Raw genomic sequence first — 17880 nt, 5'->3', positions numbered from 1 at the left:
GCACAGGGGTCATTGTGATAACGCACATTTTTATTGTGAAGGAGAACATACTCGTTTCAAGACCTTGCCCTGAGAGTAGATGCACCAAGCGAACGTAAGTGTGTCCGCTATGAATTTTTTAACGCGGTTGCCGCCAGAGGAAGGTTATCCTTATTATATTGGTGCAGGAAACTGATAAACAATTTAATAAAAGGATTCCTGGACTGGTTTTTTAAAAAGCTAACCGCAACCTTTCGTTTTAAATTATTATCAAGACGAACATTTACCAGTCCGTTCATATCCAATTTCTCAACCACTGAGCGCGTCAGGAAAACAATGCAAGATTGGCTCTTCACCAGATCGATGATGATCTCCATATTACTGCACTCAAATAAACTGGTAGGGGCAGTATTGATTTCAGTAAAGGCTTTCGTCACTGCCTGGAATTCCCCCGTGCCTCTCTGTGGAACAATAAGTTGTTCGCTGATAAGACCACGTAATGTCAGTGAGTCAGCATGGGCCAGTGGATGCGTATCTGACATAATTAAAGATATCTCTTCTTCAAAGAGTTCAATTATTTCAATGCCTGGATCTTGAAAATACTCATCAATGGGTGTCAAGAATGCCAGGTGGATCTCCATTTTTTTAATTTTTTCAAAAAGTTGAGAACTAAAACCATCAATAAAAGAGGTGTTTATTTCAGGATGTTGGCATTTAAAAAGGCTGAATATCTCATAATATTTAAATCGATTGAAAATGGGGATGACACCCACAGTCAATGAGCACTCATTACTGCTCTTATAGCCGGTAATGAACTTCTCGATTTCGCTATGCTCATTCACCAGATTTTCTATTTTCTTGAAAAAAGCCTCACCAAATTCCGTGACAGCAAAAGACCGGGTGGTCCTTTTTATTAGCGGTTTTCCCAAGTCTATCTCTAGCTTGTTTATTTCCTGTGATAGATGTGGTTGAGATATGTTAAGCCTGCTGGCGGCTTTTGTAAAACCCCCAGCAATTTTAAGCTCGTAAAAATATATTATCCTTTTCAAATTGAGCATGCTTCCTCCATTTATAGCAATCTATTATAACTTATATATTGAAATGTGAAAAATTAAACGTGATCAATCTCACAGTTGTATGATCAACTCTGGGAATAATATGATAAAAATCAAAAGCAGCTAATGAGAGACGTACTAATAGAAATAGAAAAATAGTTGCCTTGTCGTTCCTGGAAATTCAGCAGCAAAAAAGCCTGTATTTCCGTAAAGTATCACGTTAATTACCAATGTCAGCGTTGAGACGTTGTGCTCACTTACCAAGTTAATTTTTGCTGGTAATAATAACGATAAAATGGACATTATAAAAAGTAAGGGTGAATTATGGGCAATTGTTCGCGCAGACATTTTATCGCCTATATGGGAAGTGCTATTTTTATCACAGGGAGTGACGCTCGCTCTGAAGATATTCACGTCGCTCAGAAGAGCAATACGACCCGATATGGCATGTTGCATTACGAGCTGCGTTGCATTGGCTGCAATGCGTGCGTGACAGCCTGCAAGAAAACCAACGTTGTTCCAGATGGCGTGAGTCGCCTTGAAATAATCCGTACCGTTGATGTCCCGGCATCAGAAGGCGTAAAAGCCATCAGGCAATTTTTTCGTAAATCCTGTCAACACTGCGAGAATCCGCCCTGCGTCAGCGTTTGCCCAACGGGAGCCTCCTATAAAGATAGCCAGACCGGCATTGTTGATATCAACGATAAGCGGTGTGTGGGTTGTCGTTATTGTATCGCTGCCTGTCCCTATCAGGTGAGGTTTATCAATCCGGTGACAAATACGGCGGATAAATGCAATTTTTGCCGTGACAGCAATCTGGCCGAAGGCAAAAAACCTGCATGCGTCTCTGCTTGCCCCACCAAAGCATTGGTCTTTGGCAATCTGGATGATCCAGACAGCGATATCGCCAAAATGATAAAAGCCAACCCGGTTTACCGCTCAAAACTTCATTTGGGAACTGAGCCTAAAGTTTACAGAATTCCAGGGAAATACGGGGAAATACAAAAATGACCAATGCATTTCACTTCGACACGCTCGTATGGGATTGGCCAATTGCCATTTACTTATTGCTAGTGGGTATTTCGTCAGGAATGGTTATTCTGGCTATTTTTCTTAAGGGGAAAAGAGCGGACATCGACCCCGCCAGAGACAGTGTTATCATCGCCACAACGATTATTTCGCCATTGAGTGTGATTTTGGGATTAAGCATTCTTATTTTTCACCTCACAAAACCGCTGACATTTTGGTATTTGATGGTGTTTTACAATGTCAGTTCCATTATGTCGTTAGGCGTGTTGTTATTCCAGGTCTATATGCTGGTATTGATAGTATGGATAGTGAATATTTATCATAACCGATTGAAGGTTTTTTTAAGTCCAACTCATTCGACAATATTAATTAAGTTGAACGCTGTGCTTGATTTTTTAGTAAGATGCCAATCCGGGGTCGAAAAGAGTCTTTTTATTTTGGCTGTGGCATTGGGATGTTATACCGGCTTTCTTCTTTCGGCATTAAAATCCTATCCCTTGCTGAATAATCCTGTTTTACCCTTGCTGTTTCTTGTCTCTGGAGTCACCTCCGGGGTCATCATGATCATGCTGTATTGTTCATTAACAAACAAACGCTTTGAATATACCGCCTCTCTGCATTTTATCCATAAACTGGAACGGCCATTAATTTATCTTGAAGCGTTACTCTTGTGCTCATTTTTTGTTGGGTTGATTCTGGGCGGGGGACAAAAGACCGTGGCGGCAATGAATACGCTTAATGGTTTTTGGGGCGGAGTTTTCTGGAGTTGTGTCGTCGGGTTGGGAATAATACTGCCTCTGCTCTCCAATAGGGTTTTTAGTGAGAATATAAAGCAGAACCGTAAGTATGTGGTACTTATGGCAGCGGTTGGGCTATTCAGTGTTTTCTCCTTACGCATATTTATACTCTATGCTGGGCAAATGACAGTGGCATAACGATGAACAGACAATGGCTCCTGTTTTGGTTGGCATCAGTCACCTTTTTTATGCAATCGCTGGATAGCACCATGCTATATATGGCTTTGCCAGCTATATCATTGTCTATGCACTTGTCAGCATTGCAACTGGATTCAGCACTGTATATGGATGTCGTTATCGTCGCTTATATTGTTGCCTTTATTATTTTTACGCCGTTAACCGGTTGGTTATGTGGCTGTTTAAATGAGAAAACGGTTTATGTAATTTCATTGGCGATATTCATTGCGGGCTCACTATGGTGTGCATTCGCCAATTCATTGTCTGAGTTGGTCACTGCAAGATTCATCCAGGGGATAGGCGGAGCGCTGATGCTGCCCGTCATCAAGACGGTTTTACTAAGAATAACAATACCTTCATTGAAACTGATGCTGCTTAATCGGGTGACATTAATGGGAATAGGGGGCGTTATTCTGGGGCCGGTATTGGCGGGTTTCCTGATTGCTTGTTTTTCATGGCGAATGATTTTCATGATCAACGTTCCCATAGCCTTTGCTTGCTTGTTCATGGCACAGACTATTATTCCTGACCTGACCAAATGCAAGCAAAGCTTCAGCCACAAGGGATACTTTTTAATCGTCGGTGCATTGTTGCTGTTTTTGTTTGGTGTCATGACGGCGGGTAAACCCTATATTCAACGGCAGTATAACCTGATGTTTTTTCTTTGTTGCGGCACTGCTTATTCTTGTCTATAAAGTAAGGTTTTTCGATAAAAATCCCGATGGGACTTTGAACGCGTTACTTAAGGTTAAAACATTCGCTATTGCCCTGAGTGGCAGTATGCTGTCCAGAATACTGATATCAAGCACGCCCGTTGTTTTATCCACCATGCTACAGACAAAACTTGGTTTTGATTCCATGGTAGTCAGTATGATTATGCTATCATTTTCTATGGGGTTTGTTTTTTCGAAGCTGATGCTGGAAAAACTATTGCAAGGGTTAGGTTTCCGTTATGTTTTGATGTTATCTACCGTTTTAACCGCAATATCTATCATGCTTTTATGTCTTTCGATGGCGGAAAAATCAATATTCACGTTTGCCGTGCTTAACTTTATGTTCGGTTGGTGTAGTTCTACGCTTTACTCTTCTCTAAACATCCTGGCGTTTAGCGATTTGACCGACGATACCTATAATTCAGGTAATAGCGTAATTACGGTCGCGCAGTTAATGTCTATCGCAGTAAGTACGTCACTTTCTTTTTTACTACTGCGTTTTTTCTCTGCCTATGAAATACCTCTTGGAGTCAGCAATTATGGTGTTTTTTTCCTGGTTGTCGCTGTGATATTGCCTTCGTGTTGCTTTTTTTTCAACCGACTCAACCAGAAAGATGGCCGCTATTTAATTCAGGGAAGTTAACGACGTGGCTATTACCTTTTGTTCAGATAATAAATAGATCAGATAACAGATTTTAAAAGGAACTGAATAATGTCGAGCTTTATAAATGTGGTAGGTGCAGGTTTGATTTTTGCCATTTCTTCTTTCAATGCCTCTTATGCAGAGGCCTTCAAAGCAGGAAGTTACTCAGCGGTGGGGCAGGGGCTTGGAGGGGATGTCACCGTCACATTGGATATTGATGAAAACGGTGCGATCAAGGCCGCGAAAATTGACGCTCCAGATGAAACGCCCGAACTGGGTGGTGAGGCGGCAATTGCTCTGGCCAAAACGATCGTCGAGAAACAAAGCGTAGTGGTGGATGGTTGGAGCGGCGCAACCATGACCAGTGAAGCTATTTTAGAAGCCGCAGACAAGGCGTATTCCGATGCCAAAGCCCAATAAATAATAATCATCTTAGAAAATATATTCACTACAAGGAGTTATACGTGAAAAAATTTAAAAGCAGTCTTCTGACGATAGCCTGTCTGACATGCATTAATTTACCTCTGTCCCATGCGGCAACGGCACCCGCGGAAGAAAAAGTCACCAGCGCTGACATCATTGTTATTGGTGCCGGGGCGTCAGGTACAGCGGCAACCATGGCTGCCGCCGAGAAAGGGGCAAAAGTTATCTTACTCGAGAAACAACCGATCGTTGGTGGTACGGGCAATTTTGCCGAGGGCATTTTCGCCGCCAATAGCTCCATGCAAAAACGTCAGGGAATTATTGTCACACCTGATATGGCATTCAAAACCATTATGGATTACAGCCATTGGTTGGCGAATCCTTTCGTTGTTCGCGCATTCGTTGATAAGTCTGCCGATACCATTGAGTGGGTTAAATCAAAAGGGATCGCGTTCGAATATATCGGCCCAGGTGGACCGGGTGGCATGCTGACGTGGCACGTCATTGATGGACCTGGGCATGGCCGCCATTTAATCAAAACGTTCCATGAGCACTTTAAAACGATGGGTGTGACTACCTATGTCAAAGTTGCCGGTAAAGATCTGGTCATGAAAGACGGCAAGGTCGTTGGCGTTAAGGCTATCGACAGCGACGGCAAAGAAATCACCTATGAAAGTAAAGCGGTTATTGTCGCTACCGGTGGCTATGCGAATAATAAAGAGATGTTGGAAAAATACGTCTCTTTCCCGGATACGATCATGGTGGGCAACGTCGGTAAAGATGGCGATGGGATAAAAATGGCCTGGAAAGCCGGTGCAAGTGAAGACGGCATGGGCGTATTGCAGGCTTACCGTCCGGGACTTCCTGGTTATGCCACCAACTCTCATCTGCTGGCCGCGGCCCGTCAACCTTACTTGTGGGTGGATAATAAGGGTCATCGGTTTACTGATGAATCCAACGTTATTATCTGGCCTCACTCTGGTAATGCCTTATCAAAAATAGGGGGAGTGATGTACTCCATTTTTGATGAAGACACTAAAAAGCATTATATCAATGCGGGTATTGATGTGCCGATTGGCGAGTGGGTGCTGGCTCAAACCAAATTGACTAAATTCGACGGTGAGTTTGAAAAAGAGCAGGCCAAGAATCGTGGATTCGTCTTTAAATCTGACACCATCGATGGATTGGCAAAAGAGATGGGCATGGATCCGGCTACGCTCAAAGCGACCATTGAGCAGAACAATCATTTTGCAACGCAGAAGCGGGATGACGTTTTCAATAAAAACATGGAATACATCCGTGCAGTGAAAACGGGGCCTTTCTATGCGGTCAGCATGCGTCCTGCGGCATTGGGTACGCTCGGCGGAGTGAAAATCGATGAGAAAATGCAGGCAATCAACAAGTCTGGCGATCCGGTTCCCGGATTATATGTTGTAGGTAATGACGCCGGTGGCATGTATGGCGATACCTATGATTTGCTGTTGGGCGGCGGAACTTTTGGTTTTGCGCTGAACTCAGGTCGTATCGCGGGTGAAAATGCATTGCAATATATTAGTGCCAACAAATAGTAGTGCGAACAAATAGACCTGCTGATTAGTCGTTCTGAACTGGCAACTACCCGTGCTTGGGCGGGTAGTTGTCAGAATTGATATTGAGATATTTATCGCTGTGTGACGATGTTATTCATTTCTCAAACATCCCCTTATTTTGTATTAAACCGTTTTACATTAAACCATTATGCATTGGCTGCCTGTAAGCCCTGTGTAGCCCGCAACGCCTGTTCTATCCGTTGCACAGAGAGCGAAAACGGAAGCCGTGCGGCAATATGCGGCGCAATGTTTACGCCTTCTGCAATCTTTTTCACCTGTTCATGTTGATCTGCGATCCCGAGAGCGTGCAGCGTTAGCGGGCTGTTAAATTGTCGCAGCAGCGACAGCAATTCATCGCGATCGGCTGCCCGCTCATGCTCGATAAATGTTTGCGCCGCCAGCCCGAAACCGACTTTCTCACCGTGCAACCAGTCATGAAGTTCCGGCAAACGGGTCATGCTGTTATGAATCGCGTGGGCGATGCCGATGCGCGGTACCTCGTCAGCCATGCTATTCGCCAACCCGGCCAGAGCAATAACGGCATCGATCACCTTGCGCAGTGCCACGCTGACCTGCTGACGTTGATTGTCAGCGATTGCCTGTTGTCCATAGGTCTTAAAAGTATCCAGTGCCAGCTTTGCAGCTTGTGATTTTAACAGCAGCGCCAATCCATCATCGCCATTACGCAAGTAGGGCAGGAATTCATACCATTTAGCCAACGCATCAACGATACCTGCATTGAGATAGCGCGACGGCGTTTGGCGATCGCTGCACTATCGACCAGCACCCAGACCGGCAGGCGAGCCAAGGGTAGCGGGCCGAGGTGCGTTCCGGTGTCATCGTAGAGAACGCTGATGGGTGACCAGGCGGCACAGGTCGCGGCAATCGTCGGGACAGTAATTACCGGCAACTGCCCGAGTGTTTCTCCAACGGCTTTGGCGCTGTCCAACACCCGGCCACCGCCGATCCCGAGAATAAGCTCGGCCTCCTGTTGCAGCGCCTGTGCCGCAAGTGTATCGACCGCATCGCGGCTGCATTCTCCCGGTAAAAAGCTCAGGCGAAACGCGATGGAGTGTTGTTGCAGGCTGGTGGTCACAGATTCACCCACTGCCTGCCAGGCGCGTGGGCTGGTGACAATCAGTACCTTCTGCGCCAGTGGGGCAATAAACTCCCCGACTTTTTCAATAACACCGTCCTGATTCAGGTAATTTTGTGGGGTTTTAATCGCCAGCATAACCAACTCCTCTTATTGAGTATCCGCACCATTGCGATCAACGTGCAAGTTCAATCAACGTGCCTGTCCGATCAACGCTGCATACCCCAGCGTTTGACGGTCAATTTCTCGATACTGGCGAAAATGAGACCCTCGACCAGTAAACCGATAACGATCACCGTCGCCAGACCTGCAAATACCCGATCGGTATACAGCTCGTTACGGTTTTGGAAGATATACCAGCCAAGCCCGCCCTGACCGCTGGACGCGCCAAACACCAGTTCTGCTGCAATCAGGGTGCGCCAGGCAAAGGCCCAGCCTATTTTCAGGCCGGAGAGAATCGACGGCAGCGCCGCCGGGATAAGAATGTGGGCCACATAGCGCCCACCGCGCAGTCCGTAGTTACGGCCAGCCATGCGCAATGTGTCAGAGACGCCTAAAAACCCGGCATAGGTATTCAGCGCCATCGGCCACATCACGGAATGGATCAGCACGAAAACCAGACTCTTTTCCCCCAGCCCGAACCACAACAGCGCCAGAGGCAGCAGGGCGATCGCAGGCAGTGGATTAAACATCGAGGTCAGAATGTTGAGCAGGTCGCGCCCGAAACGGGTCGAAACCGCCAGGGCACTCAGCCCAAGCGCCAACACACTGCCAATGGCATAACCCTTGAGGAGCGTGCCGAGTGAAATGACCACCTTGGCGGGTAGTTCACCGCTGGCCATATCCTGGCAAAACGCCCGTAGCGTCTGCAAAAACCCAGGCAGCATCAGATCATTGTCTTGCCAGCGTGCCGCCAACTCCCACAAAATCAGTAACACCAGCAATATCGTCAATTTGCGCAGCCACTGTTGATTCCACATACGGGTCATTATTGGTAGCGGTTGTGTCAGCGTCACGTCCTGCAGCGGGGTCAATTCACGCTGATATTCGCAGCGGATGGGGGGCTGTATGCTCATTTTGTTTACCTTGAGACGAAATCGAAAAAGGGGCTTGCGGTTGCTCAGTGGGGAACAGTTGGTGATGGATACGCTGCGCCGCAATCTGGAACTCCTCGCTGCCATAGTCGGCCAGAGAAAACTGGTGGCTGTTCATTTCAGCGCAAACCCGTCCGGGATGGGGCGACAGCAGCAATATCCGGCTGCCCACCACCAGCGCTTCCTCAATGGAATGGGTGACAAACAGCAACGTAAAACGGATCTCCTCCCACAGTTCCAGCAGTTCCTCTTGCATTTTGCGGCGCGTCAGCGCATCGAGTGCGGCAAAGGGCTCATCCATCAGCAGCACTTTGGGCTGCATCGCCAGCGCACGGGCAATCGCGACCCGCTGCTTCATTCCGCCGGACAGCATATGCGGGTAGGCATCGGCAAATCCTGCAAGCCCGACTTTATCGAGATAGTGCAGCGCCCGTTCGCGCGCTTGTTTGCGGGTGGCCTGACGACTTGCCACCAGCGGGAATAACGTATTTTCCAAGACGGTTTTCCACGGCGGCAGTTGATCAAATTCCTGAAACACCATCATGCGATCCGGTCCCGGCTCTACGACAGCTTGACCCTCAAGGCGAATTTCTCCGTCAACCGGCGACAAAAAACCGCCAATCGATTTAAGCAGGCTGGACTTGCCACAGCCAGACGGCCCCAGCAGAACAAAGCGATCGGCAGGATAGACGTCAAAACTGACATCATGCGTGGCGCGTACCCGTTTTTGCCGGGTACGATACTCCAGTCCCACCCCATCAACCTGCAACAGCGGTTGTGGTGAGATTTCATTAACGATGCGGTTCATGCTCTCTCCTGCATAGCGGGGAAAATATCGCGGTTCAGGCCAAAATCGGATAACGGTCGATCAGCTACCGGAATCCGTATGGGCTTCAGCGAAGAAATAGTCCTGCCACGAGTCTGCTTTGTTTTTTAAAACGCCTAACTGCTGTAATTTTTCGGCGTACACGAAGGTTCGCTGCGGAATGATGGTGAAGTCGATTTCCGGATCTTCGACGATTTTCTTCACCAACTCGGGCGACAGGCGGGATTTTTCAACCCGAATATAGGTTTCAGCCGCCGCGGCTTTATTGGCTTTAACTATTTGCGAGGCTTCGGCCAGCGCATCATAGAAAGCGCGATAGGTTTTAGGGTTATCGTCATGAAATTTTTGCGTGGCGTAGAGCACATTGAATGTTGCAGGCCCGCCCAGCACGTCATACGAACTGAGAATCTTATGCACATTGGCATGCTCCAGTGCCTGATATTGGAAAGGTGGGCTGGAGAAATGGGCGGAGATTTCAGAGCCACCGGCAATTAAGGCGGTACTGGCATCGGGATGGGGCAAACTGACAGAAATAGTGTCGAAGCGTTTGTAATCGGCGTTGCCGTAAAGCCTGGCAGTTTCAATTTGCAGCGTGCGGGACTGAAAACCAACGCCTGCCGCAGGCACGGCAATACGATCTTTTTCACTCAGGTCGCTGACGGTTTTTACCGCAGGATTGTTGCTGAGCAGATAATTTGGCATCGAGCCCAGTGAGGCAATCGCCTTCACATTCTGACGTCCACGGGTGCGATCCCAGACGGTAAGCATTGGCGGAACGCCCGCCGACGCGACATCAAGCGCACCAGAAAGCAGCGCTTCATTCATTGCCGTCGCCCCGGAAATTGTGCGCCACTCGACGTTGATATCCAGCCCTTGCTCTTTGCCATGCTTCTCTATCAGATGCTGATCGCGCACGACATCGAGGATCAGATAACCAATGCCAAATTGCTGCGCAATGCTGATAGATCCTTCCGCATGAGCGCTAACGGTACCCAGGGCAAGGCAAGCTGTGGTCGTTGTAGCAAATGCAGTAAATAGCGTGGCGAATTTTTTTAAACGCTTATTTCCCAGTGAATTATCCATTATTTTTCTGCCTCTCTCATGCTTGCATGACCGAATAAGCCCATCATGTACTGCTCTATTGCACTACTCTGATGGGATAATTAAATAAAAAACATCAAGTCAGGGCATCCTATGTGCATAACGATAATATTGGTAAATCATTTTTTGGAATAAGCTATAACGGGTATTATAGAGAGGAAGTAATATTTAAATGGATTAACATTAACGTAACTACCAACATGTAATAGCTATTTTCTTTCTATCGTTATCAATATTATGTCTATAGATATTTAGCCGATTGGCGTTATATTTTTGCTTATTCCATAATTGTTTTCGAGTCAAACAATGCCTATATTCAGCCATCAGTTTCTACGTCAATATTTACACGACCGGCTTGCCGATATATCCGTAGACTCAGTAACAGCAACCCAGGTAGCCAATAATCTGGTGGAAGCCAGCCTCAAAGGGCATGACTCCCACGGCGTCAGCATGTTGCCACGCTATATTTCAGCGATTCGCGAGGGGGGATTGGACCCCGCGGCAGGTGTGAAAATCACCGCAGACTTTGGCGCCCTGATCTCACTGGATGGTCAGCATGGCTTCGGCCAGATACTCGGGCAACAGGCTATGGCGTTGGGTATTGAGCGAGCGCAGCAATACGGCGTTGCGGTAGTGAGTCTGGCAAACGCCCATCATCTTGGCCGCATCGGTGCCTGGGCAGAGCAGGCCGCGGCGGCAGGGCTGGTCTCACTGCACTTTGCCAATGTGAATAACCGCGCCAATGTCATTCCCTGGCAAGGGCAATCGGCACGGCTGGGCACCAATCCTTTCTGTGCCGGTATCCCGCAATTGCACGGTGAGCCCATCGTCCTTGATTTCGCTACCAGCGTGATCGCAGGGAACAAAGCGCGTATCGCCTGGAATGAAGGACGACAACTGGAGCCCGGTTGTGCGGTTGACGATCGCGGAGATGCCACGGTAGAGCCGCGCTTTCTGATGGAAGAACCCTTCGGCGCATTGCGGGCGTTTGGCGAACACAAAGGCTCAGGACTGGCGATAATCTGTTCCCTGTTGGGTGCCGCATTAACCGGCGGCAATACTGAACGCAAGGGTGATCCTGGAAAACAGCGCATTATCAATAATATGTTATCAATATTGATTGATCCTGAACGAATGGGTGGGGCGCAGCACTATTAGCAGGAAATTCCAGCACTGCTCGACTGGGTGCGCAGTTCTCATCCTGAACATAATTTATTGCTCCCCGGAGAATGGGAACAAAAAAATTATCGCCAGCGACTGGCTGATGGTATTTTCATTGATAACGTCAGTTGGCGGCAATTATCCGAATTGCAAACGGCAGCGGTGAGTTAACGGGAAACGGCACTTTCCCAATAAGCATTATTAGAAAACAAACCTTTCATTTTAAATAAGGAATCATCATGCATTTAGCCCGGTTTCCACGCGTTTCCCTTGGTCATTTCCCCACACCGCTTGAGCCCTTGTTAAACCTTTCCCGCTTTCTTGGGGGACCGAATCTCTATATCAAACGTGACGATTGCACCGGGCTGGCAACCGGCGGCAACAAGACGCGTAAGCTGGAGTTTTTATTGGCTGATGCCCTACAACAGGGCGCCGATATCGTGATTACCCAAGGTGCGACCCAGTCGAATCATGTGCGGCAGACTATTGCTGGTGCGGCCAAATTGGGACTGAAAACGCAGGTGCTGCTGGAAAAACGCGTCAGCGACTTTGGTGACGATTACCAGCGGTCGGGGAATGTGCTGCTTGATAACTTGCTGGGCGGCGTAATTGTCGATCATTTGCCAGCCGGAACCGATATGCAGCAGGCAATGGAACATTTGGCCGAGACATTGCGGGCCAAGGGGCACAAACCCTATGTGATCCCCGGCGGCGGATCTAACGCAATTGGCGCATTGGGATATGTGGCCTGTGCCGAAGAGCTCCTTTATCAGTCCACCCAGCAGCAACTGCGCATTGACCACGTGGTGCACGCGACGGGCAGTACCGGCACCCAGGCGGGTCTGGTTGCAGGACTCACCGCCAGCAACAGCGGTATTCCTGTTTTGGGGATTAGCGTGCGCGCCGCAAAAGAAAAGCAGGAAGAAAATGTCTATGCGCTGGCCCAGCGTACCCGCGAGCTCCTCGGGATTCATGGGGAGTTGTCACGCGCCACTGTGGTGGCAAACAGTGGCTATGTCGGTGCCGGTTACGGCTTGCCAACGGAAGGTACCCTTGAGGCGTTAACGTTATTGGCTCAGTTAGAAGGCATTTTACTTGACCCGGTTTATACCGGCAAAGGCATGGCCGGGCTCATCGGACTGATCCGTCAGGGGCACTTTCGCAAAGATGACAATATTGTCTTCATCCATACCGGCGGTTCCGCGGGATTATTTGGCTATCGTGAGCTTTTGCAGCAGCAGGCCAAACATGAGTAATACTTTCCTGCTCGGTATTTTGGGGGGAATGGGACCGCTGGCGACGGTCGATTTGCAGCAAAAAATAATCGGCCTGACTCCCGCTTCACGCGATCAGGATCATTTGCCGGTCGTGACATGGAACGTGCCGCAGATTCCTGACCGGCAGAAAGCGCTGGCGGGAACGGGGGAATCCCCGTTGCCACAGCTCCTGCATGCGATAACGCAGTTGAATTGTTTGGCGGTCAGTCATATTGCCATTCCCTGCAATACCGCCCATCACTGGTACCCGCAGTTGGCTGCCGCCAGCGAGGCCAGACTATTGCATATTGCAGATGCCACAATTGCGCCGCTGGTTGCTACGTCACCCCGTCCAGCGAAGATCGGTCTGATTGCCACTCACGGCACCCTTGCAGCAGGCTGGTTTCAACAGCGGCTTTCTGCGCTTGGGATTACCGCGCTGTTGCCGAATGAAGCAGAAATGGATGACTGGTTTGTGCCGGGCTGCTATGCGGTTAAACGCGGGGAACTGGAAAAAGGCGGGGCGCTGTTAGAGCGGTTATCTGCCGCCCTGATCGAGCGCGGTGCGGAGAAATTGGTGCTGGCCTGCACCGAAGTACCGCCAGCGCTCAACGCCGTTAACTCACCGTTTCTGTCGATAGCTATCGACCCGACGCAGGCGCTGGCACAGGCTTGTGTGGATCTGTGGCAGGGCAACGGCAATTCATATACTGCATAAATCTTATTCACTGGAGAGCCATGCTCTCCAGAATCCAGCATTTCAACGCCTGCACATCTTCCCTTTGCGCCTTTTCCTTTGACGTGACGAAGTAATACCTGCCTCCAGGCAGAGTATGTGCAAAGGGAACGGTGCAAATCAAGGTCTTCGGTCTGTGAATGACTGCTGAGAGGGAACTCAGTGCTGGAACCTATCTGCAACAGTGCCCTGAATCTCACGCTGTTAACTCTTCCTGCTATGGATAGAATTTTGCTTTGCAATTTCATATATTATATATTATATATGATTTGCGAGGACGCAATAAAAATAGTAAGGATCAGCAAATGAAAGATTTGGGAATAACCTACGAAGATGTTTATGACCTTCTCCACCAGGCTTGTACTACCATCTCACCAGATGCTCTCTATCTGATAAGGAAGGCTGCTCTACAAGAAACTCACCAGGAAGCAAAGGTCATGCTGGAAACGATGATCGAAAACGTTGCTCAGGCTGGTCGGCTCGATAAACCTGTCTGTCAATCTCCTGGTTTTCCAACGGTTTGGATCCGCTTCGGTGAATCTTTTGATATGGGGCCACTATTGAGTTATCTGCCCAGGGCGTTAACTCAAGCTACTCATGAAGGTTTAATCCGCCCTAGCATTGTTCATCCCCTTACACGTATTAATCCAGGGGATAGTACAGGGTTGGGTGTACCCAATATCGAACTTCGGTATGTACCCGATCAGAAATTCGTCGAAATAATCATGAGTGCCAAAGGCTGTGGTGCCGAGTTAGGTAATGTCTCTAAAATATTGACACCGGCTACGCTAGGAAAAAACTACAGTGGTCTCAAACAATTAGTGTTGGATACCGTCATTAATGCCGGTGGTTTCCCCTGTCCACCTTCGGCTATTGGTATCGGTCTTGGGGGGCAGATGGATATCAGCGCTAAACTCAGTCGTGAAGCCATCAGTACCCGTAACTGGCTTGATCATAATCCAGATAGCCTGCTAGACGATCTGGAACAGGAACTGCTGGAAGACATCAATAAGCTGGGAGTAGGGCCGGCGGGTATTGGTGGTAGAACCACCTCGCTGGCAGTAAAAATGGCTTATGCAGCGACCCATACTGCCATTTGTCCAGTCACCATCAACTTCCATTGCTGGGTGGCACGTCGTTTCGGTATTCGTATCTACCCCGATGGACGCCGGGAATCCCTGTTTCAGGTGGAGGAATAAAAATGGCTACGTATGAACTGACCCTGCCTTTAAATGATAATGACGTGGAACAGCTGGAAATAGGTGATGCTATATATTTAAACGGCACCGTATGCACAGCCCGGGATATGGCTCACTTGCAGATGAGGGAGCTGGTAGAAAATGGGGAAAATCTGCCGCAACCGATGGCAGGTGGCGTGATCTTTCATGCGGGCCCTGTCATGGTTAAAGATGCCGATGATAACTGGCAATTACGCGTCATCGGTCCGACTACATCGATCCGGATGGAGCCCCATGCAGAATTTGTTGGTAAGCTGGGAGTGAAACTGATCATTGGTAAAGGTGGGATGAGCACTGGCAGTCTGGAAGCCTTCAGAAAATATAGGCAGGCTTATCTCCAGGCCGCCCCCGGTTGCGCCGTGGTGCTGGCAACTGGGATTAAAGCGGTTAAAGCCGTTTACTGGTTGGAAAATGGTATGCCGGAAGCGATGTGGGTTCTGGAGGCTCAAAGGTTCGGCCCCTTTATCGTCACCATGGATTGCAAAGGTAACAGCCGCTATGACGAAGTGAAAAAACATGCTCGTGAAATAGCTACCCACATCATAGAAGAGAAAAATACCTGAGAGTAATCGCCACAAATACCGGCAGATCTGCCGGTATTTTCACGCTGGAAGCCAATAAAAGCAGGGGGGTTATTCACCACTTTCATTAATTAATTTAGCAAAGTAATTTTGTAGTTTTTCATAAGAACGCGCTTTATGCATTAACATTAACTCTGCTATTTCTTGCCCTTTTTTCTCTTCAATCAGGCGAATCATCTGCCGGTGTTCTTTTAATGAGATTGTCACCACTTCCGGGAAAAGATCAAAGATCGTCTTTGTGCGGCGTTCATTGCCTAATAACTCACTAAGAATTTTTTTAAGGTAAAGATTATCACTGGCTTCAACGATAAGCTGGTGAAACTCCCGGTTAGCGTTGGAATATTCGGAGTAGCTCTTGTGTTTAGCCATTTCCTCACTTTTTCTCAACACCGCTTCCAACGCAGTAATTAGCTCAGGTGTAGAATTCTCCGCCGCCAGACGTGCCGCCAAAGGTTCAAGATTTATTCTGATTTCCAGCATGTCTTGCATTTCTTTGATCGACAGTTTCTTAACGCGAGAACCTTTATGTGGGCTCATTTCAATCAAATCTTCAGCCGCCAGTTCCTTCAACGCCTCACGAACGGGAATATCGCTACTATCATAAGAAATGGCTAATTGATGAATAACCAGACGAGTATCCGCTTTTAACTCCCCGGACAGAATCCTGTGCTTCAAATCGTCGTAAATCATCTTTGCTTTTGTTTTCGTCATCATTGTTATAAAGAACCAAATTCAAATTACGGAAGAAAAACTTACGGATTTAGCGATCAATTCTACTAAATAAGTGGACTAAATAGTAGTCCGCCGTTGCCAGTTTCGCGTCTGCCGTGAGCAACGTCTCGGTTCGCTGCCTTCGCGGCTTGAAAGACTTTGTCATGTTGGACCCATAATTCTCCATCCTCAGCCGAATACCGCATAGGGGGCGTCACATAACCTATGCCGCTAACACCACTGCGCTGTCGATCCCATTTCCTGTTGTTTCCGTTTCTTCTTTAAATCCTCAGATCTGACATTCATCACATTTAAGCAGAGATCTTCGGTTCCTATGCAAAATAGGTTTGCTGCAACCAATGATATATTATATATGATATATGATATATGATATATGATTTAGCAAGGTAGGCGTGTCGAGCTATGCCCGCCAGTTATCACCGTCCCAAGGTGTTTTTTTATTCAAAAGGAAGCAAAAATGAAGATTGTCAGCGTTGATATTATTGATGTGAAAAATCCTTTGCAATCAGCGGTTTCCAAGTGGCGTCCTATTGTTGTCCGTATCAATACGGATGAAGGGATATCCGGTTTTGGTGAAGTGGGAATGGCTTATGGCATCGGGGCTTCAGCCGGTTTCGGGATGGCTAAGGATCTCGCCAGCATTATTATCGGTATGGATCCGATGGAAACCGAAAAAATCTGGGACAAAATGCAGAAAAAAACCTTCTGGGGACAGGGGGGTGGAACGGTTGTCTCTGCGGGGATGAGCGCCATAGATATCGCGTTATGGGACATTAAAGGGAAAGCCTTGAACGTACCCTGTTATCAACTGTTCGGTGGCAAGTGCCGCGATACGCTCCGGACCTATGCCAGCCAGATACAATTCGGCTGGGGCGATGCGGCTAAAAAAGAGGTTTTAACTACACCGCAGCAATATGCGGCTGCCGCGGAGAAGGCAGTAGCGGACGGTTATGATGCGATAAAAGTTGATGTTAATGAAATTGATGAACAGGGCGTTGCCAAGAAACGTGACTTGTATGGCGTGTTTGCTGACCGTGCGTTGATGGTGGGTTACAAACGCTTAAAGGCCATCAGGGAGGCCGTGGGTGATGACGTCGATATTATTGTTGAGGCCCATGCATTAACCGATACCGCCTCTGCCATCCGTTTTGGTCGGATGATTGAGGATTTACGTATTTCCGCCTATGAAGAACCGGTGATGTCGCTCAATCCCGGACAGCTTAAACAAGTTAAAGATAATATCAATATTCCGATTGCTGCGGGTGAACGCATCTATACTCGTTGGGGATTCCGACCGTTTTTTGAAGATCATATTATCGATTTAATCCAGCCGGATCTGGGCACCTGTGGTGGCTTTAGTGAAGCGAAGAAGATTTGCGACATGGGGCATATTTACGACACAACCTGCCAGATCCATGTTTGTGGTGGCCCGATTATGACTGCGGCCTCTCTGCAACTGGAGTGTGCAATTCCAAACTTCGGTATTCATGAATTACACCGTTATGCCCTACTCGAAGGTAACCGAGATACTTGTAAATACGATTACCTGCCGAAAGACGGTAAATATGAGATCCCTGATTTGCCTGGAATTGGTCAGGAACTGACGGATAAATCCATTGCTGAGTCACCTAAAGAGACCGTTAAGTGACATTGG

16 protein-coding genes and 2 pseudogenes are annotated in these 17880 nt (G+C 48.0%); 12 read left to right on the top strand and 6 right to left on the bottom strand.

Translation table 11 applies throughout. The features are described from left to right. Window positions 1-107 precede the first annotated feature (107 nt). Complete coding sequence (locus DRI82_RS14925; RefSeq protein WP_114194705.1) at window positions 108-1037, bottom strand: LysR family transcriptional regulator; 930 nt, start codon at window positions 1035-1037, stop codon at window positions 108-110. 321 nt (window positions 1038-1358) lie between these two features. On the opposite strand from DRI82_RS14925, the gene DRI82_RS14920 reads away from it, so the two are divergent. From DRI82_RS14920 to DRI82_RS14895, 6 genes are all read left to right on the top strand, one after another. Beyond that, a complete protein-coding gene (locus tag DRI82_RS14920; RefSeq protein ID WP_114194704.1) occupies window positions 1359-2045 on the top strand; it encodes a 4Fe-4S dicluster domain-containing protein in 687 nt (228 codons plus the stop codon). Next, window positions 2042-2998 carry a cytochrome c nitrite reductase subunit NrfD gene (gene nrfD / locus DRI82_RS14915; protein WP_114194703.1) on the top strand — a complete coding sequence of 319 codons (957 nt, stop codon included), beginning with the start codon at window positions 2042-2044 and terminating at the stop codon, window positions 2996-2998. Before DRI82_RS14920 ends, nrfD begins: the two co-directional genes overlap by 4 nt. 2 nt (window positions 2999-3000) lie before the next feature. Next, window positions 3001-3732, top strand: a complete 732-nt coding sequence (locus DRI82_RS14910; protein ID WP_114194702.1) for an MFS transporter — start codon at window positions 3001-3003, stop codon at window positions 3730-3732. 34 nt (window positions 3733-3766) lie between these two features. After that, window positions 3767-4393, top strand: coding sequence for an MFS transporter (locus DRI82_RS14905; RefSeq protein ID WP_157968081.1), 627 nt, complete (start codon window positions 3767-3769; stop codon window positions 4391-4393). Window positions 4394-4462: 69 nt separating this feature from the next. Then, on the top strand, window positions 4463-4813 hold the full coding sequence (locus tag DRI82_RS14900; protein ID WP_114194700.1) for an FMN-binding protein: 351 nt from the start codon (window positions 4463-4465) through the stop codon (window positions 4811-4813). A 92-nt stretch (window positions 4814-4905) separates the two neighbouring features. Further along, window positions 4906-6384, top strand: a complete 1479-nt coding sequence (locus DRI82_RS14895) for an FAD-dependent oxidoreductase (protein WP_411704108.1) — start codon at window positions 4906-4908, stop codon at window positions 6382-6384. Between the two features lie 167 nt (window positions 6385-6551). Here DRI82_RS14895 and DRI82_RS14890 read toward each other — a convergent pair. From DRI82_RS14890 to DRI82_RS14875, 4 genes and pseudogenes are all read right to left on the bottom strand, one after another. Continuing rightward, window positions 6552-7639: pseudogene (locus DRI82_RS14890) on the bottom strand (iron-containing alcohol dehydrogenase family protein). Between the two features lie 71 nt (window positions 7640-7710). Then, on the bottom strand, window positions 7711-8577 hold the full coding sequence (locus tag DRI82_RS14885) for an ABC transporter permease (protein ID WP_114194698.1): 867 nt from the start codon (window positions 8575-8577) through the stop codon (window positions 7711-7713). Beyond that, window positions 8537-9403 carry an ABC transporter ATP-binding protein gene (locus DRI82_RS14880; RefSeq protein ID WP_114194697.1) on the bottom strand — a complete coding sequence of 289 codons (867 nt, stop codon included), beginning with the start codon at window positions 9401-9403 and terminating at the stop codon, window positions 8537-8539. Before DRI82_RS14880 ends, DRI82_RS14885 begins: the two co-directional genes overlap by 41 nt. A 60-nt stretch (window positions 9404-9463) precedes the next feature. Next, window positions 9464-10504 carry an ABC transporter substrate-binding protein gene (locus DRI82_RS14875; protein ID WP_114194696.1) on the bottom strand — a complete coding sequence of 347 codons (1041 nt, stop codon included), beginning with the start codon at window positions 10502-10504 and terminating at the stop codon, window positions 9464-9466. A gap of 324 nt (window positions 10505-10828) precedes the next feature. Between DRI82_RS14875 and DRI82_RS14870 the strand changes: the two are divergent. From DRI82_RS14870 to DRI82_RS14845, 5 genes and pseudogenes are all read left to right on the top strand, one after another. Then, window positions 10829-11854, top strand: a pseudogene (locus tag DRI82_RS14870) (malate/lactate/ureidoglycolate dehydrogenase). A 68-nt stretch (window positions 11855-11922) separates the two neighbouring features. Beyond that, the gene (cuyA, locus tag DRI82_RS14865) at window positions 11923-12939 is read left to right on the top strand and encodes a D-cysteate sulfo-lyase (RefSeq protein ID WP_114194695.1); all 1017 of its coding nucleotides are present in this window, start codon (window positions 11923-11925) and stop codon (window positions 12937-12939) included. Beyond that, window positions 12932-13657 (top strand): cysteate racemase, encoded by a 726-nt coding sequence (gene cuyB, locus DRI82_RS14860; RefSeq protein WP_114194694.1) that lies wholly within the window; start codon window positions 12932-12934, stop codon window positions 13655-13657. Before cuyA ends, cuyB begins: the two co-directional genes overlap by 8 nt. Window positions 13658-13980: 323 nt before the next feature. After that, window positions 13981-14874, top strand: coding sequence for a fumarate hydratase (locus tag DRI82_RS14850; RefSeq protein ID WP_114194693.1), 894 nt, complete (start codon window positions 13981-13983; stop codon window positions 14872-14874). Window positions 14875-14876: 2 nt separating this feature from the next. Continuing rightward, window positions 14877-15476, top strand: coding sequence for a FumA C-terminus/TtdB family hydratase beta subunit (locus DRI82_RS14845; RefSeq protein ID WP_114194692.1), 600 nt, complete (start codon window positions 14877-14879; stop codon window positions 15474-15476). Between the two features lie 69 nt (window positions 15477-15545). Here the strand turns inward: DRI82_RS14845 and DRI82_RS14840 are convergent, their stop codons facing one another. Then, on the bottom strand, window positions 15546-16208 hold the full coding sequence (locus DRI82_RS14840; protein WP_114194691.1) for a GntR family transcriptional regulator: 663 nt from the start codon (window positions 16206-16208) through the stop codon (window positions 15546-15548). 475 nt (window positions 16209-16683) lie between these two features. Here DRI82_RS14840 and DRI82_RS14835 point away from each other — a divergent pair, with 475 nt between their 5' ends. After that, complete coding sequence (locus DRI82_RS14835) at window positions 16684-17874, top strand: mandelate racemase/muconate lactonizing enzyme family protein (RefSeq protein ID WP_114194690.1); 1191 nt, start codon at window positions 16684-16686, stop codon at window positions 17872-17874. Window positions 17875-17880: the final 6 nt, after the last annotated feature.

Source organism: Edaphovirga cremea (assembly GCF_003332275.1).
Taxonomy (GTDB): domain Bacteria; phylum Pseudomonadota; class Gammaproteobacteria; order Enterobacterales; family Enterobacteriaceae; genus Edaphovirga; species Edaphovirga cremea.
Note: the sequence above shows the minus strand (reverse complement) of the source record. Positions and strands in the feature narration are given on the sequence as shown.

Coding starts and splice junctions, on each gene's coding strand:
- DRI82_RS14925 (WP_114194705.1), bottom strand. CDS start 1,037: ATGCTCAATTTGAAAAGGATAATATATTTTTACGAGCTTAAAATTGCT.
- DRI82_RS14920 (WP_114194704.1), top strand. CDS start 1,359: ATGGGCAATTGTTCGCGCAGACATTTTATCGCCTATATGGGAAGTGCT.
- nrfD (WP_114194703.1), top strand. CDS start 2,042: ATGACCAATGCATTTCACTTCGACACGCTCGTATGGGATTGGCCAATT.
- DRI82_RS14910 (WP_114194702.1), top strand. CDS start 3,001: ATGAACAGACAATGGCTCCTGTTTTGGTTGGCATCAGTCACCTTTTTT.
- DRI82_RS14900 (WP_114194700.1), top strand. CDS start 4,463: ATGTCGAGCTTTATAAATGTGGTAGGTGCAGGTTTGATTTTTGCCATT.
- DRI82_RS14885 (WP_114194698.1), bottom strand. CDS start 8,577: ATGAGCATACAGCCCCCCATCCGCTGCGAATATCAGCGTGAATTGACC.
- DRI82_RS14880 (WP_114194697.1), bottom strand. CDS start 9,403: ATGAACCGCATCGTTAATGAAATCTCACCACAACCGCTGTTGCAGGTT.
- DRI82_RS14875 (WP_114194696.1), bottom strand. CDS start 10,504: ATGGATAATTCACTGGGAAATAAGCGTTTAAAAAAATTCGCCACGCTA.
- cuyA (WP_114194695.1), top strand. CDS start 11,923: ATGCATTTAGCCCGGTTTCCACGCGTTTCCCTTGGTCATTTCCCCACA.
- cuyB (WP_114194694.1), top strand. CDS start 12,932: ATGAGTAATACTTTCCTGCTCGGTATTTTGGGGGGAATGGGACCGCTG.
- DRI82_RS14850 (WP_114194693.1), top strand. CDS start 13,981: ATGAAAGATTTGGGAATAACCTACGAAGATGTTTATGACCTTCTCCAC.
- DRI82_RS14845 (WP_114194692.1), top strand. CDS start 14,877: ATGGCTACGTATGAACTGACCCTGCCTTTAAATGATAATGACGTGGAA.
- DRI82_RS14840 (WP_114194691.1), bottom strand. CDS start 16,208: ATGATGACGAAAACAAAAGCAAAGATGATTTACGACGATTTGAAGCAC.
- DRI82_RS14835 (WP_114194690.1), top strand. CDS start 16,684: ATGAAGATTGTCAGCGTTGATATTATTGATGTGAAAAATCCTTTGCAA.